The organism is Streptomyces buecherae (assembly GCF_014295035.1).
Classification (GTDB): Bacteria; Actinomycetota; Actinomycetes; order Streptomycetales; family Streptomycetaceae; genus Streptomyces; species Streptomyces youssoufiensis.
In genome coordinates this window covers 2210187-2226666 of the sequence record NZ_CP060404.1, presented here as the reverse complement: position 1 = coordinate 2226666, position 16480 = coordinate 2210187, and the positions used below count along the sequence as shown (strand labels likewise).

The window sequence follows — 16480 nt, the reverse complement described above, 5'->3', positions numbered from 1 at the left end:
GTACCTCGGTGGCGTACCTCGGTGGCGTACCTCGGTGGCGTACCTCGGTGGCGTACCTCGGTGGCGTACCTCGGTGGCGTACCTCGGTGGCGTACCTCGGTGGCGTACCTCGGTGGCGTACCTCGGTGGCGTACCTCGGTGGCGTACCTCGGTGGCGTACCTCGGTGGCGTACCTCGGTGGCGTACGGGGTCTGGGGTGGAGGTCGTTGGCCCGGGTTGGGCGGGGGCGCCAGGCGGTGGGCGGGCGGGCGGTGGGCACGGTCGCGAGCGGGGCTCCGTGCCCGTGCGACGGGGCGGGTCGCGGACACCGACTGGCGAGACCTGACCGCGGGCGGGCCGCAGGGTAATCTCAATCCGATGAGCAGCGAGTCCACTTCCCCAAGCCCCGTGCCCGCCGCCGGCCCCGGAACCGACGGTCGGAAGCCGCGCGTCGCCGTCGTGTTCGGCGGGCGTAGCTCCGAGCACGCCATCTCCGTCGTCACCGCCGGCGCCGTGCTGTCGGCCATCGACCGCACGAAGTACGAGGTGCTGCCGATCGGCATCACCACCGAGGGGCGTTGGGCGCTCACCGCCGACGCGCCCGAACGGATGGCGATCAGCGACGGCACGCTGCCCAACGTCGACCAGCTCTCGGAAACCCCGGAGGGCGGCGTGCTGTTGCCGGTCGACCCGGGCAGCCGCGAGGTGGTCTACAGCGAGCCCGGCTCCGTACCCAAGGCGCTGGGCGACGTGGACGTGGTCTTCCCCGTGCTGCACGGCCCGTACGGCGAGGACGGCACCCTGCAGGGTCTGCTGGAACTCTCCGGCGTGCCGTACGTGGGGGCCGGCGTGCTCGCCTCCGCCGTCGGCATGGACAAGGAGTACATGAAGCGCGTCTTCGACTCCTTCGGGCTGCCGATCGGGCCCTACGAGGTCATCCGGGCCCGCGACTGGAAGCTCGGTCCAGACAACGACCGGGGCGCGGTGGCGCGCAAGAAGATCGTGGACTTCGCCGCCGAGAACGGCCTGCCGATCTTCGTGAAGCCGGCTCGCGCCGGCTCCTCCATGGGCATCAGCAAGGTGGACGACCTGGCGGACCTCGACGCGGCCGTCGAGGAGGCCAGGCGGCACGACCCGAAGATCGTGGTGGAGGCGCTGCTGCGCGGGCGCGAGATCGAGTGCGGCGTGCTGGAGTTCGAGGACGGCCCGCGGGCCAGCGTGCCGGCGGAGATCCCGCCGGTGACGGCCCACGACTTCTACGACTTCGAGGCGAAGTACATCGACTCGGCGTCCGGCATCGTGCCAGCGCCGCTCACCGCCGAGGAGACGGCGCGCGTTCAGGAGATGGCGATCGCCGCGTTCGACGCCACCGGCAGCGAGGGCCTGGCGCGGGTGGACTTCTTCCTCCTCGACAGCGGCGAGTTGGTGATCAACGAGATCAACACCATGCCCGGGTTCACGCCGATCTCCATGTACCCGCGCATGTGGCAGGAGAGCGGTGTCACCTACCCCGAGCTGGTGGATCGCCTCATCCAGGCCGCCCTCAACCGCCCGACGGGCCTGCGCTAGACGTCGTACGCCCTGCCCTGCCCGCACGTTGCCGCCACTGCGCTGCTCGCCCGTCGCCGGGCCGTACGCGAGCCCACCGGAGCGGCGTACGGGGCGCCCCGTACGTACGGCATGGTGCGGGCGACCGGCGGCGTACGGCACTGGCCCCCTATCGTGGCGCGGAACCGGAGCACGGAGCGGCGATCCTCCCTGGGGGCACGGGGCACGGGGCACGGGGCACGGGGCACGGGGCGGGGGAGCGGCGTCCAGTGCCGGGGTCGGTCTGCGCCGCTCCGTATCGACCGAGCCCGTCTTCGGCGCCCGCGCGGAGCCGCCGTCCCGCCGCTGTCCGACTGACCCGCGGGGCCTGATCCGTACGTCCATGGCCCGGCCGCGCGTCGTGCGGGCACCGTTCGGCGTCGTCAGTCCGTACGGAGGTTCAGCGGTGCGATGGGTGGCGCGAGCGGCGCCGGGGCGCCGCCTCGCAAGCCAGAACGCCGGGCGCTGAGGGCCAGCGTCGTGCGCCCTGCCGTGCGGAACGGTGCGCACCCGTCCGCCCGCACCGTTCCGTCAGGCGCGCGCTCCGCGCCTCGTGCTCCGGCCCCGCCGGGCTCCGTACCGCGCCCCGCCACGATCGGCGTGTGAGAGCCGCCGCGGGGCGGGTCAGATGCCGGCCGGAATGGTCTTCTTGACCGCTTCCGCCAGATCGGTGAGGGGGTTGATCTCGGGGGCGTACTTCGACGGAACGGTGACTTCCACGTACGCCTTGCGCAGGGTCGTGGTGAAGCGGTAGCCGTCCGGCTGCTTCTCCAGCAACCAGCCGACTCCGTTGACGTCCACGGAGTCGGCCAGGGGGTTGTAATGTTCACTGCCGGGCGTGAGCACATCGGGGCGCGGTACGCCGCACCGCAGTTGCACGGCGGGCTTGCCCCAAACGGCGGTGAATTCCGACGCGGGCTCGGTCTCGCGCTGGTCGAGCCCATCCACCTTCGTGGGCAGTTCCTTGTGGAGAGTCTTGCAGAACGCGACGGCCCGCGCCGACGGAGTGGGAACCGCGGGAGCTGCGGGTTCGTCGCTGTCAGAGCAGCCCACGGCGGACAAGAGCAGGATGGCGATGGGCAGGCGGTGCCAACGGCGCGGTGCAAAACTCACCGGGCCGAGGATACGGGGAGCTACAGATGGACGACCGGGCAGGTGAGGGTGCGGGTGATGCCGTCCACTTGCTGGACCTTGGCGACCACCATGTGGCCGAGCTCATCCACCGTCTCGGCCTGGGCGCGCACGATCACGTCGTACGGTCCCGTCACGTCCTCGGCCTGGATGACTCCTGGGATCTTGGCGATGACGTCGGCAACGGTCGACGCTTTGCCGACCTCAGTTTGGATCAGGATGTACGCCTGTACCACGGAACCTCCAGGGCGGCGACGAGGATCATGTGGGAAGAAGGGACGCCACGGTACCGCGTCGCCGAGCGACGCGGGGAGACCCGCGTGACGTACGCGGCGTGGCGCCTGCCGGAGCGGACAGCGGAGCACAGGGCGGAAGATCAGTGCGAAGGGGCGATGGGATGAAGGGCACCGTGGGCGAGTTGGGAGAGTTCGGGCTGATCAGGGAGCTGACTTCCCGACTCACCAGCACCCCGGCGGTCCGCCTGGGGCCGGGGGATGACGCCGCGGTGGTCGCAGCGCCCGACCGACGGGTCGTGGCCAGCACCGACGTACTGCTCGAAGGGCGGCACTTCCGCCGCGACTGGTCCACGGCGTACGACGTCGGCCGCAAGGCGGCGGCGCAGAACCTCGCGGACATCGCCGCCATGGGGGCCGTGCCCACCGCGCTGCTGCTCGGCCTCGTCGTCCCGGCGGACCTTCCCGCAACGTGGGCCAACGAGTTGATGGACGGTCTGCGCGACGAGTGTCAGGTCGCGGGCGCCGCGGTGGTCGGGGGTGACGTGGTGCGCGGCGAGACGATCACCGTGGCCATCACGGCCCTGGGCGACCTGCGCAACCACGAACCGGTGACCCGCGCCGGGGCCCGGCCGGGTGACGTCGTCGCCGTCACGGGCTGGCTGGGCTGGTCGGCGGCCGGCCACGCCGTGCTCTCGCGCGGCTTCCGCTCGCCCCGTGCCTTCGTCGAGGCGCACCGTCGCCCCGAACCGCCGTACCACGCCGGCCCGGCCGCGGCGGGGCTCGGGGCCACGGCGATGACGGACGTGAGCGACGGCCTGGTCGCCGACCTCGGACACATCGCCGCGGCCAGCAAGGTCCGTATCGACCTGAGTTCCGCGTCGATAGACATTCCCTCGCAGATGTCGGACATCGGCCAGGCGGTTGGCGTGGACCCGCTGCAGTGGGTGCTCAACGGCGGCGAGGACCACGCGATCGTCGCGACCTTCCCCTCCGACGTGAAGCTGCCTGCCCGCTGGAAGGTGATCGGCGAGGTGCGTAACCCGTCGGCACTGCCTCAGGTGACGGTGGACGGGGCGCCGTGGGCCAAGGCCGGCTGGGACCACTTCAGCGACATCGAGGAATCGGCGGGAAGCTGAAGCCGAGGCCAAGTGGGTTGGGCGAGGCCCCCTGGGGCCCGCCAACCGGGCTTCCCGAGCACGTTGTCGGTCGCCGACGGGGCTGGCTCAACTCGCGCCCGGAGCCGGCACTGGGCCTGGCGCCGTTATCCGGGTACGAGGCGCCGTTCCGGAGTGCGGTGTCGCGTCGGCGCGGGTGCGTGCCGGCGGCCCCTGCCCGCGCGAGATGGCTCCGTCCGCCGCCCCGTCACGCCGGTGCTGTACCTCCGTGGGCGTACGTTCGTACGTCGGCAGGCGGCATGTTGACGCGACGCGGCGCCGGTACGTCGCGATGCCCCGTCACGCCACTCCGATTCGCCGCCCCGTCCTGCCGCCCCGTCTCGCCGGTGCGACGTGGCGTCCGGGGCGGGCAGGGTGGCAGTTCGGTCCAGCGTGGCCTGAACTGTCTGGTCGGGTGGGTTGAGCCAGCGAGCGGTGAGGGGGCCGAGAGGCCCGCGAGCGGCGCGGCGTAAGTTCGATGGCATGACCACTGACACCCCGGATGCTGGCCCCGTCCCCACCGCCGTCCCGCCCCGTGTCCTGACCGTCGCCGGGTCCGACTCGGGCGGCGGGGCGGGCATTCAGGCCGATCTCAAGGCGATGTTGGCTCTCGGCACGCACGGCATGAGCGTGCTCACCGCGGTCACGGCGCAGAACTCCCTGGGTGTGCAGGGGGCGTGGGAGCTGCCGTTGGAGGCGATCCGGACCCAGTTCCGCTCCGTCGTCGACGACATCGGCGTCCAGGCCGTGAAGACGGGCATGCTCGCCTCACCCGCGATCGTGGAGACCGTCGCGAGCCTGCTCGCGGACCTCAACGCGCCCGTCATCGTGGACCCCGTCGGCGTCTCCAAGCACGGTGACGCCCTCCTGGCCGCGGACGCGCTCGACGCCGTACGCACCAAGCTGCTCCCGGTCGCGACGGTCGCCACACCCAATCTGGACGAGGTCGCGCAACTCACCGGCGTACGCGTGACCAGCGAGGCCGACATGCCGCGCGCCGCAGCGGCCATCCTGGAGTTCGGGCCCCGCTGGGCCCTGGTGAAGGGCGGCCACCTCCGGGGGGATGCGGTGGACCTGCTGACGGACGGGGCGGAGGAACACTGGCTCCGCTCCCCGCGCCACGACAACCGCCACACCCACGGCACGGGCTGCACCCTCGCCAGCGCCATCGCCGCCCACCTGGCCCACGGCATGCCGGTGCCGGAGGCCGTCGCGGCGGCCAAGGAGTACGTCACGGGGGCGATCAGGGCCGGCTTCCCGCTGGGCGCCGGCATCGGCCCGGTCGACCACGCCTGGCGCTGGCGCTGAGCCGTCGCCCCCTCGTGCCGGCCTCGACGCGGGCGCACAGGCGGCGCGACAGCCGGCCGCGTGCCGCCGCATCGGCGCGAGCTGAGCGCGGCACGGGGCGGCGGACATCCTGGCACGGAGGACGGAGGACGGAGGACGGAGGACGGAGCACGGAGCACGGAGCACAGAGCACGGGGCACGGAGCGGCGGCTCCATTGGACACGGAGCACGAAGCGGTGATCCTGCCTGGGGGCACGGGGCACGGGGCACGGGGCACGGGGCGGCGACTCTGACCGGAGTGCCCGTACACGTGCAGGCGATGGAGCCTGTGGGGCGAGGCTCGAGGCAACCACAGGCAGCGTGACGCAACAAAAAAGCCGGCCCGCACGAATGCGGGCCGGCTTTGGCAACCGGCTGGCTGCGCTACGACGGGAACGTCAGCGCGCGACCTTGCCGGCCTTGATGCACGAGGTGCAGACGTTGAGCCGCTTCGGCGTCCGACCGACCACAGCGCGCACCGTCTGAATGTTGGGGTTCCAACGACGGCGAGTGCGGCGGTGCGAGTGCGAAATGTTGTTGCCGAAGCCCGGCCCCTTGCCGCAGACGTCGCAGTTGGCAGCCACGGGTCACTCCAAAGACTTCAGATGCACTTACGGTGAGTTCCCGGTTCGTCGAATCAATAGCTGATCGGCATCACCGGGGGGATTTGGCCCGACCTGATCGGGCAACCGGAGCAGCATACAACGACCGCTCCCGTACAACGAAACTACCATGGCTACCTCGGCCCCCGCCCCAGACGATCTCCGCGAAGCGCGACTACCCTGCGGGCATCCGCGCTGCCACCCAGCACCGTTCAAGGAGGCCATAGGTGCCGCACACGTTCGACGCCGAGGCGGTACGTACGTGGTGCGGGCTGGCACTGGAGGCGTTGGGGCGCGCCCGCGAGGGGATCGACGCCATCAACGTCTATCCGGTCGCGGACGGTGACACCGGCACCAACCTCTACCTGACCGTCGAGTCCGCCGCGCACGCCGTCGGCGCCGCCTTCAACGGCCACGCGGCCACCGGTACCGCGTCCAGGCCGAGCCTGGGCGACGCCATAGGAGCCATGGCGCACGGGGCGCTGATCGGCGCGCACGGTAACTCCGGCACCATCCTGGCCCAGATGCTGCGCGGGATGGCAGACGTACTCGCCGAGGAGCACGAGGCGGGTGATGCGGCGAGTGAGGCGCGAGACGCGGGTGACGTGCGCCACGCCGGTGGCGCTGTCCTGTCGCGCGCGTTGCTCCGCGCGGCCGATTCCGCCCGGAACGCGGTTGCCCGCCCCGTGGAGGGCACGGTCCTGACGGTCGCTGCCTCGGCGGCAGCGGCAGCGGCCCGAGCGGCGGGCGTCCCACCCACGGGGCATGGGGCGTCGGCGCCGCGCGGGTCCAAAACGGGGCACGGGGCCGCGACGGCGCAGGGAGCCCGCGCGGGGAATGGGCCCGCGGCGGGGCACGATGCGGAGCGGGCCGCGGCGTACGGGGCGGCTACGGCGAGCGAGGACGGCGCGGTTCCGGGGGCGCGGGGCACTTCCGCGACGCGGTCTCCCGCCGCGCCCGTCGGTGCCGTGGCACGGGCCGCCTACGAGGGCGCCTGCGCCGCTCTGGAGGCGACCACCGGCCAGCTCGACGTACTCGCGCGGGCCGGCGTCGTGGACGCGGGCGGTTACGGTCTGGTCACCGTCCTCGGCGCCTTGGCCGAAACGCTGACCGGTGAACGCACCACGGCGCTGGCCAGCCCGCTTCGGCCGACCCCCGGCAGCCACGCCCTCGGTCCCGGCCGCCCCGACGCCGAACCCCGCGAACGGCGCCGCCCCGCCGCCCCGCCGGCCCCCCTGCCCCCGGCCGAACGGAGCGCCGACGCCGACGCTCCGTACGATGCCGCCACCTCGGAGCGCGCGCCCGCCGACGGAGGGCACTCGGGCCAGCTCGCAGGATGCGACGGCGAGCCGATCACGGGCCCGGCCTACGAGGTGATCTACCTCCTGGAGGCCGACGACACCGCCGTGGCCCGGCTCCGTGCGCGCCTGGACGCGCTGGGCGACTCCCTCGTGATCGTGGGCGGCGACGGGCTGTGGAACGTGCACGTGCACGTCGACGACGCGGGAGCCGCCGTGGAGGCCGGCATCCAGGCGGGGCGCCCGTATCGGCTCCGCATCACGCACTTCGGCGCCGCGGCCGAGCGCCGGCTGAACCGGGAGACCCCGCCCAGGGAGCCCAAGCGCACTGACGGGCCACGGGGCACGGGGCACGGGGCACGGGGCGAACGCGCCGCGCGCTCCGTGGTCGTGGTGGTCCCGGGCGACGGGCTCGCCGCCCTGTGTACCGAAGCGGGCGCGACCGTGGTCACCACGCGCCCCGGGGAGCCGCCCGCCAGTGGCGAACTGGTCGACGCCATCCGGCGAGCGCACGCACACGAGGTCGTCCTGCTGCCCAACGACGCCGAACTGCGCCACACCGCCGCTGCGGCTGCCGCGCAGATGCGCACGGAAGGGGTGCGCGTCGCGCTCATCCCGACCCGCTCCGTCGTTCAGGGCATCGCCGCGCTCGCCGTTCACGAGGAGGACCGCGGGTTCGACGAGGACGTGGTAGCGATGACCTCGGCAGCGGGCGCGACCCGCTACGCCGAACTGGCCGTGGCCGAACGCCAGTCGTGGACCATGGCCGGGGTGTGCCAGGCGGGTGACGTGCTGGGCCTGATCGACGGCGACGTGGTCGTCATCGGGGCCGACCTGCTCGCCACGGCGCGCACGGTGCTCGACCGCATGCTGGCGGCCGGCGGCGAGATGGTCACCCTCGTGCTGGGAGCCGGCGTGCCGAACAACCTCGCCGAACGGCTGGAGGAACACGTTCGGGAACGGCACCTGGCGGTGGACACGGTCAACTACCGCGGCGAGCAGCCGTCGGCCCCGCTGCTCATCGGTATCGAATAACCGTCGGACCGTCCGCGTCCCGAGCTGGTAGCGAGGCGACTGACGGCGCCCCGTACCGCTCACGCGTGAGCCGCGCGGAGCCACGAGGCGACCGCATCCTGCCGGCGTCCCGCACCCCTAACAGGCCGATCATGCCGCCGGAGCACGGAGCACGGAGCACGGAGCACGGAGCACGGAGCACGGAGCACGGAGCACGGAGCACGGAGCACGGAGCACGGAGCGGTGATCCTGCCTGGGGGCACGGGGCACGGGGCACGGGGCACGGGGCACGGGGCACGGGGCCGAGGGGCGGCCGTCCCCTGGGTCTCCCATCGGTGCGACAGCCGGCGGGGGGACACGGGCGGGGGCCGCCGCGCGGGGGTGTGACGGGCCGGTGGTGGGGAGTGTCGCGCGCGCTGTCAGTGGTGTGGTGTGCAATGGATCGCGTGCCCGCGCTCGATGAACCCCTGAAGAAGATCGTTGGCGGCAACACCGCGAAGGTGATGGCCGCCCACCTCGACCTGCATACCGTCGGGGACCTGTTGCACCACTACCCGCGCCGGTACGCGGAGCGGGGCGAGCTGACCCGGCTCGCCGACCTGCCCTTGGACGAGCACGTCACGGTGGTCGCGCGGGTGGCCAAGGCGACGAAGAAGACGTTCAACCACGGCAAGGGCGTACGGCTCGAAGTGGTGGTGACCGACGGTAGCGGGGCGCTGACGCTGGTGTTCTTCGGCCGGAGCGTCTTCCACCACGAGAAGGCGCTGCTACCGGGCCGGAGCGGGATGTTCGCCGGCAAGGTCTCGGTGTTCAACCGCACGCGGCAGCTCTCCCACCCCGACTACGAGCTACTGGACCAGGACCACGAGGGCGACGCGGCAGGCGCGGTGGACGCCTTCGCGAACCAGTTGTTGCCGCTGTACCCCGCCTGCAAGCAACTCGCGTCCTGGCAGCTCGCCAAGTCCGTCGACATGCTCCTCGACACCATGGAGGCGACGGGTTGGGAGGGCGTGGTCGATCCGCTGCCCCCCGCCCTGCGCGAGGGCCGCGGCTTCGAGACGCTGCCCGAGGCCCTGCTGAAGATCCACCGGCCGCGCACGAAGGCCGACATCGCGGCGGCCCGCGACCGGCTCAAGTGGGATGAGGCGTTCGTGCTCCAGGTGGCCCTGGCGCGCCGTCGGCGCGCCGAAGCCCAGCTCCCCGCCGTGCCCCGTGCCCGGCGCCAGGACGGACTGCTGGACGCCTTCGACGCCAAGCTGCCGTTCACGCTCACCGAGGGCCAGCAGCGGGTGTCCGCCGAGATCCTGCGCGACCTGGCGGCCGAGCACCCCATGCACCGACTGCTCCAGGGCGAGGTCGGCAGCGGCAAGACGTTGGTGGCGCTGCGCGCGATGCTCACCGTGGTGGACGCGGGAGGTCAGGCCGCGATGCTCGCGCCGACCGAGGTGCTGGCCCAGCAGCACCACCGCTCCGTCGTCGAGATGATGGGCGACTTGGCCGAGGGCGGCCTGCTCGGCGGATCGGAGAACGGCACCAAGGTGGTGCTGCTCACCGGCTCCATGGGGGCCGCGGCCCGCCGCCAGGCGCTGCTCGACCTGGTGACCGGCGAGGCCGGCCTCGTGATCGGCACCCACGCCCTCATCGAGGACAAGGTGCAGTTCCACGACCTGGGGCTGGTGGTGGTCGACGAACAGCACCGGTTCGGCGTGGAGCAGCGAGACGCGCTGCGGGCCAAGGCCGACCGCCCCCCGCACCTCCTGGTGATGACGGCCACGCCCATCCCGCGCACCGTTGCCATGACCGTCTTCGGCGACCTGGAGACCTCGGTCCTGGACCAACTCCCCGCGGGCCGCTCGCCCATCGCCAGCCACGTGGTCCCGGCCAAGGACAAGCCGCACTTCCTCTCCCGCACCTGGGAGCGCGTACGGGAAGAGGTGGAGTCCGGGCACCAGGCGTACGTGGTCTGCCCCCGCATCGGCGACGAGGAGGACGCCCCCAAGGAGCGCAAGGGCGCGAAGTCGGGGCAGCGCGGGGCCGGGAGCGCGGCAGACCCCGCCGTGGAGTACGACGTGGGCGGCGCGGAGGAGACGACGGAGGGCGCTGACGGGGCGGGGGAGCGTCGGCCCCCGTTGGCGGTGCTCGACGTCGCCGAGCAGCTCACCAAGGGCGCGCTCAAGGGGCTGCGCATCGAGGCGCTGCACGGGCGCATGCACCCCGATGACAAGGACGCGCTGATGCGCCGGTTCTCCGCCGGCGAGGTGGACGTGTTGGTGGCCACCACCGTGATCGAGGTCGGCGTCAACGTGCCCAACGCCACGGCCATGGTGATCATGGATGCGGACCGGTTCGGCGTATCCCAGTTGCACCAGTTGCGGGGCCGCGTCGGCCGTGGCTCCGCTCCGGGCCTGTGCCTGCTGGTCACCGACATGCCGGAGGCCAGCCCGGCGCGGGCCCGGCTGGGCGCCGTCGCGGCGACGTTGGACGGCTTCGAGCTGTCCCGCATCGACCTGGAGCAGCGGCGCGAGGGCGACGTGTTGGGGCAGGCCCAGTCGGGTGTCCGCTCCAGCCTGCGCATGCTCACCGTCATCGACGACGAGGAGATCATCGCCGCCGCCCGCGCGGAGGCCGTGGCGACCGTCACGGCCGACCCGGAGTTGGAGCGGCTGCCGGCGCTGCGTACCGCGCTCGACGCCCTCCTGGACGCCGAGCGCGAGCAGTACCTCGACAAGGGCTAACCGTCCCAAGCAGCCCACTCGCCGGCCACATGCCGCTCACGCCCGGCACGCCGGCCCCGCTTGCCCAGCACCCGCCCCCAACGAGGCTCGGCACCCGCCCGCACGCGATCCCCCGCACTCCGAACCGCGGCCAGCGCCGCCCACCGCCCTCCGCACCACGGCACCATCCCGCCGGAGCACGGAGCACGGAGCACGGAGCACGGAGCACGGAGCACGGAGCACGGAGCACGGAGCACGGAGCACGGAGCACGGAGCACGGAGCACGGAGCGGTGATCCTGCCTGGGGGGCACGGGGCACGGGGCACGGGGCACGGGGCACGGGGCCGTGCGGCCCTGAGAGGGCCGCGGCGCGCTCCCGCCCCGCTGAGGTCGCTCCCGCCCCGCCGGTTGTGGCCCCGCCGGCTGCGGTCCCCGAGTCGTCCGTCGGCTGACGCCATATCGTGGGGGAGCGGCGGCCGATCACGGCCACCGTTCTCCACCACCACGAAGGGCCGACCAACAGATGACCCGCGTGATCGCCGGAGCTGCCGGTGGGCGCCGTCTCGCCGTACCCCCGGGCACCGGCACTCGACCGACCTCGGACCGGGCGCGCGAGGGCCTGTTCTCCACCTGGGAGTCGCTGCTCGGCTCGCTGGCCGGGGCCCGGGTCCTCGACCTGTACGCGGGCTCGGGCGCCGTCGGCCTGGAGGCGCTCTCCCGTGGCGCGGAACACGCCCTCCTGGTGGAAGCCGACTCCCGCGCCGCCCGGGTGGTCCGCGAGAACGTACGCACCCTGGGCCTGCCCGGTGCCGAGGTGCGGGCGGGCAAGGCGGCACAGGTCATCGCCGGCCCCGTGCCGGAGCAGCCGTATGACGTGGTGTTCCTCGACCCGCCGTACGCCGTCACCGACGACGAGCTGCGGGAGATCCTGCTCACACTCTCCGGCAATGGCTGGCTCGCGGCACAGCCGCTGGTCACCGTGGAGCGGAGCACCAGGGGCGGCGAGTTCCGGTGGCCGACTGGTTTCGAGGGGCTACGGGCTCGTCGCTACGGGGAGGGCACGCTTTGGTACGGTCGCGCCGCTTCACGCAGCACCGCCACGACGACACACCACAGCGCGTCATGACCGCACTGGAGAGCGAGGAACCACTCTTGCGCCGCGCCGTCTGTCCGGGGTCCTTCGACCCCGTCACCAATGGACACCTCGACATCATCGCCCGCGCCTCGAAGCTGTACGACGTCGTGCACGTCGCCGTGATGATCAACAAGTCAAAGCAGGGGCTCTTCACCGTCGACGAGCGCATCGACCTCCTGCGCGAGACGACGGCTGAGTACGGGAACGTCGAGGTCGAGGCGTTCCACGGGCTCCTCGTCGACTTCTGCAAGCAGCGCGACATCCCCGCCATCGTCAAGGGTCTGCGCGCCGTCAGCGACTTCGACTACGAGTTGCAGATGGCCCAGATGAACAACGGCCTGTCCGGCGTGGAAACACTGTTCGTGCCCACCAACCCCACCTACAGCTTCCTCTCCTCCAGCCTGGTCAAGGAGGTCGCGGCCTGGGGCGGCGACGTCTCCCACCTGGTGCCGCCGCTCGTGCTCCGGCGCCTGACGGAGCGGCTCGCCGAGCGCTAGCGGGCTGACGGTTTGTCAGGAGGTGTCGGGCGGGAGCCCACTGCCCGTACAGTCGGTCCCGTCCCGACCCTTCGGCCTAGAGAGTGCGAGCACCCAAGGTGGACGTGCAGAAGAAGCTCGACGAGATCGTCGGCACCGTCGGCAGCGCGAAATCCATGCCCATGTCGGCCTCCTGCGTGGTGAACCGGGCCGAGCTGCTCGCCAAGCTCGAAGAGCTGCGGATGGCGCTGCCCGGCTCCCTCGCGCAGGCCCAGGAGGTGATCGGCGACCGGGACCAGATGGTCGCGGCCGCCCGGCAGGAGGCCCAGCGCATCATCGAGTCGGCGCACTCCCACCGCGGCTCGCTGATCTCCCAGACCGAGGTGGCCCGCCAGTCGCAGGAGGAGGCCGACCGCATCCTCGCCGAGGCACGCCGCGAGGCGGAGGAGATCCGCGCCGAAGCTGACGACTACGTCGACAGCAAGCTGGCCAACTTCGAGGTCGTCCTCACCAAGACCATCGGCTCCGTCGACCGGGGCCGCGAGAAGCTCCTCGGGCGCGGCCCGGGCGCGTACGGCGACGACGAGAACGGCCAGTACGACCAGGCCCCCGAACGCAGCGCGGACCCGGAGACGCTGCGCCACCGCGCGGACGAGTACGTGGACGCCAAGCTGGGCGCCGTGGCCGCCGTGCTCGCCAAGACCCTGGAAGCGGTCGGCCGGGGCAGACAGAAGCTGCTCGGTACGGAAGAGGACGAGCTGGGCGCGCACATGGCCGCGCAGGACGCCGCGGGCGCCGCCGGCCTCAGCACCAGCGACGACGACTACCTGGCCGACCTCGCCACCAGCCAGCACGTCGCCGACCCGCGCGTCCCCGCGCCGACCCCCGCTCACACGCCGGCTCCCGCTCACGCGCCGGCCCCGGTTCACCAGCCACCCATGCCCGCTCAGCAGCCGATGCTTCCCCAGCAGCCGCCCGCCCCGCCCGAGGCTCCGGCCCAGCCCGAGTACGCGGACTACTACGCCCAGGCGGGCTATCAACAGGACGCGTACGGCTACCAGCAGCAGTACCCCCAGCAGGACCCGTACGCGGCGCAGCCGACGCACGACTACCAGCAGCCGGCCGCCGCCGCGCCACAGCCAGCCGGCGACTACGGCTGGCAGCAACCCCAGCACGGCTACGACCCGCACACCGGATACGCGGAGCCCCAGCCGCTCGACGGTCACCAGCCACCGCAGCAGCCCCGCACGGCCGGCACCCCGGCGCTGGACGAGACCAGCCTCTTCGACACCAGCATGATCAACCTGGACCAGCTCCGCCAGTACGAACAGGGCCGCTGAGCCACACCGCCGCCGGGCTGCGGCGGCCCAAGGCTCCGCACCCCGCGCGGCCGGCGAAGCGGCCGGCGAAATCCGCCGCGCGACGCCCCTACACGCCGTGCCCCGTGCCCCGTGCCCCGTGCCCCGTGCCCCGTGCGAGATTCAGCGCTCCGTGCGCGCGCTCTCGCAAACCGCATGCCGTTCCCAGGCTCCGCGTACCGCTCCGTGCGCCACGGCGAGCCAGCCGGGTCCCGAGCCCATACACCGGAGCCCGCACGCCGGAGCACGTACGGCGCACGCCTGCGCGCTCACGCTGCGCCCCGGAGCGCACGCGAACCTCGGAGTGCGCTCCGGGGCGCAGCGCCGGGTGCCCGGCGCAGAGCAGCCGGCGCCGTGCGTTGTTCGCGCTGTCGGGAGGCTGCGGCGGCTCCACGCCCTGCGGGGGCGTACGCCGGTGGCACGGGTGTGAGCCTCGGCACCGCCGTGCGGGGCGGTGCGTGTGCCGTGCGGCGCAGGGGGACCTCGGGGGAGCGGCAGGGGCGATTGGTGCGGATTGGGTCTACGGCGACCCGTCCAGTATCCTGGCTCTTCGGCCGCACGTATATCCGCGATTCCGGCTGCCCACTTCGTCTCGTAGCAGTGCTGCGAGGAGGGACGCCCGTGCCGCAGCGTAGAAAGCAGGAAGCCCTGAACGCCCGTCTTGACCACCGTTCCCCCCTCGTGTTCGACACACGGGAGCTGGGGCGGAGTCCTGGTGCGCTCAAGCGGCTTTCGCGCTCGATCGAGGCCCCGGGTGATCTCGGGATCGAGATGATCGGGGTGCGCAAGGGTGCGACCGTGGAGCTCGACCTCCGACTGGAGTCGGTCATGGAGGGAGTGCTCGTTACGGGCACCGCCCGTGCACCGCTCACAGGGGAGTGCGTAAGGTGTCTGGAGCCGCTCGGGCGTGAGCTCGAAGCGGAATTCCAGGAGATGTACTCCTACCCTGACGCCGACGACCGGAGCCGCACAGCGGATACCGGCGACGACGCCGAGGAGGAGGACACACTCTTCCTCGAGGACGACTTGTTCGACCTTGAGCCCGTGCTGCGGGACGCGGTGGTGCTCTCACTGCCGTTGCAGCCGGTGTGCCAGGAGGACTGCCCTGGTCTGTGCCCCGAATGCGGAGTACGGCTGGCGGACGACCCGGACCACCATCACCAAGAAGCCGTCGACATCCGTTGGGCGGCACTGCAGGGACTCGCTGAGACCGTCCAGGACGGCGAGAAGGACAACACCCCTCGCGCTAGCGGGGATGACCCACAGGAGAAGTAGCCGTGGCTGTTCCGAAGCGGAAGATGTCGCGCAGCAACACGCGCCACCGCCGGTCGCAGTGGAAGGCTGCGGTCCCCACCCTGGTGGCGTGCGAGCGCTGCCACGAGCCGAAGCTGCAGCACATCGCGTGCCCGAGCTGCGGCACCTACAACCGCCGCCAGGTCCTCGAGGTCTGATCGGCGGGTGACAGGCTTCATGTCAGACGCCAAGACGCCGCTCCGCAAGCGCGGGGAAGAAACAACGGCGACGGCAGACACGGCCTCGTCTCATACCGTTCTGGAAGGGCGGCTCGGGTATCACCTTGAGTCCGCCCTTCTAGTGCGTGCGCTCACGCATCGCTCCTTCGCGTACGAGAACGGCGGGTTGCCCACCAACGAGCGGCTGGAGTTCCTCGGGGACTCCGTGCTCGGCCTGGTGGTCACCGACACGCTGTACCGCATCCACCCCGACCTGCCCGAGGGCCAACTGGCCAAGCTGCGGGCCGCGGTGGTCAACTCGCGCGCGCTCGCCGAGGTGGGCCGCGGCCTGGACCTCGGCGCGTTCATCCGGCTCGGCCGGGGCGAAGAGGGCACGGGCGGCAGGGACAAGGCATCGATCCTCGCCGACACCCTGGAGGCGGTGATCGGCGCGGTCTACCTCGACAAGGGCCTCGACGCCGCCGCCGAACTGGTGCATCGGCTCTTCGACCCGCTGATCGAGCGTTCGTCGAACCTCGGCGCGGGCCTGGACTGGAAGACCAGCCTGCAGGAGCTGACGGCCACCGAGGGACTCGGCGTGCCCGAGTACCTGGTCTCCGAGACGGGCCCCGACCACGAGAAGGTCTTCACGGCTGCTGCTCGCGTCGGTGGTGTCGCGTACGGCACCGGCACCGGCCGCAGCAAGAAGGAAGCCGAGCAACAGGCGGCCGAGGCCGCCTGGCGGGCGATCCGTGCGGCGGCCGACGAGGCCGCCGCCGCCACCGCCGCCCTGGAGGAGGCGTCCACCGACGGCTCCGAGGCGGACGGTGCGACCTCGGACGGGGCGGCCCTCGACGGTGCCGCCGCTTCGGCACCCGGCTCCGCCGGGAAGGCTGAACCAACCGCACGGTGACCAGGCGCGGCACGCCGCCGCCGAGCGCCGTACCGCACGCGTCCAGCTGTGTTCGACGGGCCCACCGGTTCACCGCCGGTGGGCCCGTCGCGTACGCCCCGTCGGC

The 16480-nt window shown here is 72.4% G+C and carries 14 protein-coding genes; 11 read left to right on the top strand and 3 right to left on the bottom strand.

Annotated features, from left to right (window positions below):
* Window positions 1-357: 357 nt before the first annotated feature.
* On the top strand, window positions 358-1548 hold the full coding sequence (locus H7H31_RS08105) for a D-alanine--D-alanine ligase family protein (protein ID WP_187060732.1): 1191 nt from the start codon (window positions 358-360) through the stop codon (window positions 1546-1548).
* Window positions 1549-2190: 642 nt separating this feature from the next.
* Here the strand turns inward: H7H31_RS08105 and H7H31_RS08100 are convergent.
* Together H7H31_RS08100 and H7H31_RS08095 are read right to left on the bottom strand one after the other, a co-directional pair.
* Window positions 2191-2679 (bottom strand): DUF3515 domain-containing protein, encoded by a 489-nt coding sequence (locus tag H7H31_RS08100; RefSeq protein WP_232109735.1) that lies wholly within the window; start codon window positions 2677-2679, stop codon window positions 2191-2193.
* Window positions 2680-2699: 20 nt separating this feature from the next.
* Window positions 2700-2933 (bottom strand): Lrp/AsnC family transcriptional regulator, encoded by a 234-nt coding sequence (locus H7H31_RS08095; protein WP_176164332.1) that lies wholly within the window; start codon window positions 2931-2933, stop codon window positions 2700-2702.
* Between the two features lie 161 nt (window positions 2934-3094).
* Between H7H31_RS08095 and H7H31_RS08090 the strand changes: the two genes are divergently transcribed.
* Together H7H31_RS08090 and thiD are read left to right on the top strand one after the other, a co-directional pair.
* On the top strand, window positions 3095-4069 hold the full coding sequence (locus tag H7H31_RS08090) for a thiamine-phosphate kinase (protein ID WP_187060731.1): 975 nt from the start codon (window positions 3095-3097) through the stop codon (window positions 4067-4069).
* Between the two features lie 501 nt (window positions 4070-4570).
* Window positions 4571-5395, top strand: coding sequence for a bifunctional hydroxymethylpyrimidine kinase/phosphomethylpyrimidine kinase (gene thiD, locus H7H31_RS08085; RefSeq protein ID WP_187060730.1), 825 nt, complete (start codon window positions 4571-4573; stop codon window positions 5393-5395).
* A 416-nt stretch (window positions 5396-5811) separates the two neighbouring features.
* Here thiD and rpmB read toward each other — a convergent pair whose 3' ends face one another.
* Window positions 5812-5997: a 50S ribosomal protein L28 gene (gene rpmB, locus H7H31_RS08080; RefSeq protein WP_014628431.1), complete on the bottom strand. Its 186-nt coding sequence runs from the start codon at window positions 5995-5997 to the stop codon at window positions 5812-5814.
* A gap of 245 nt (window positions 5998-6242) precedes the next feature.
* Between rpmB and H7H31_RS08075 the strand changes: the two genes are divergently transcribed.
* The 8 genes from H7H31_RS08075 (at window position 6243) to rnc (ending at window position 16374) form a co-directional block, all read left to right on the top strand.
* Entirely contained in the window at window positions 6243-8348 is a 2106-nt protein-coding gene (locus H7H31_RS08075; RefSeq protein ID WP_187117848.1) for a DAK2 domain-containing protein, read from the top strand.
* Between the two features lie 416 nt (window positions 8349-8764).
* Window positions 8765-11062, top strand: coding sequence for an ATP-dependent DNA helicase RecG (gene recG, locus H7H31_RS08070; protein ID WP_187059797.1), 2298 nt, complete (start codon window positions 8765-8767; stop codon window positions 11060-11062).
* A 502-nt stretch (window positions 11063-11564) separates the two neighbouring features.
* On the top strand, window positions 11565-12167 hold the full coding sequence (rsmD, locus tag H7H31_RS08065) for a 16S rRNA (guanine(966)-N(2))-methyltransferase RsmD (protein WP_187063304.1): 603 nt from the start codon (window positions 11565-11567) through the stop codon (window positions 12165-12167).
* Window positions 12164-12673, top strand: coding sequence for a pantetheine-phosphate adenylyltransferase (gene coaD / locus H7H31_RS08060; RefSeq protein WP_187063303.1), 510 nt, complete (start codon window positions 12164-12166; stop codon window positions 12671-12673). Before rsmD ends, coaD begins: the two co-directional genes overlap by 4 nt.
* A 98-nt stretch (window positions 12674-12771) precedes the next feature.
* Window positions 12772-13992 (top strand): ATP synthase F0 subunit B, encoded by a 1221-nt coding sequence (locus H7H31_RS08055; RefSeq protein WP_187063305.1) that lies wholly within the window; start codon window positions 12772-12774, stop codon window positions 13990-13992.
* A 699-nt stretch (window positions 13993-14691) separates the two neighbouring features.
* Window positions 14692-15285: a YceD family protein gene (locus tag H7H31_RS08050; protein ID WP_232110265.1), complete on the top strand. Its 594-nt coding sequence runs from the start codon at window positions 14692-14694 to the stop codon at window positions 15283-15285.
* A gap of 2 nt (window positions 15286-15287) precedes the next feature.
* On the top strand, window positions 15288-15461 hold the full coding sequence (rpmF, locus tag H7H31_RS08045; RefSeq protein ID WP_065965136.1) for a 50S ribosomal protein L32: 174 nt from the start codon (window positions 15288-15290) through the stop codon (window positions 15459-15461).
* 19 nt (window positions 15462-15480) lie between these two features.
* Window positions 15481-16374: a ribonuclease III gene (rnc, locus tag H7H31_RS08040; RefSeq protein ID WP_187063302.1), complete on the top strand. Its 894-nt coding sequence runs from the start codon at window positions 15481-15483 to the stop codon at window positions 16372-16374.
* Window positions 16375-16480: the final 106 nt, after the last annotated feature.

Coding starts and splice junctions, on each gene's coding strand:
- H7H31_RS08105 (WP_187060732.1), top strand. CDS start 358: ATGAGCAGCGAGTCCACTTCCCCAAGCCCCGTGCCCGCCGCCGGCCCC.
- H7H31_RS08090 (WP_187060731.1), top strand. CDS start 3,095: ATGAAGGGCACCGTGGGCGAGTTGGGAGAGTTCGGGCTGATCAGGGAG.
- thiD (WP_187060730.1), top strand. CDS start 4,571: ATGACCACTGACACCCCGGATGCTGGCCCCGTCCCCACCGCCGTCCCG.
- recG (WP_187059797.1), top strand. CDS start 8,765: ATGGATCGCGTGCCCGCGCTCGATGAACCCCTGAAGAAGATCGTTGGC.
- rsmD (WP_187063304.1), top strand. CDS start 11,565: ATGACCCGCGTGATCGCCGGAGCTGCCGGTGGGCGCCGTCTCGCCGTA.
- coaD (WP_187063303.1), top strand. CDS start 12,164: ATGACCGCACTGGAGAGCGAGGAACCACTCTTGCGCCGCGCCGTCTGT.
- rnc (WP_187063302.1), top strand. CDS start 15,481: ATGTCAGACGCCAAGACGCCGCTCCGCAAGCGCGGGGAAGAAACAACG.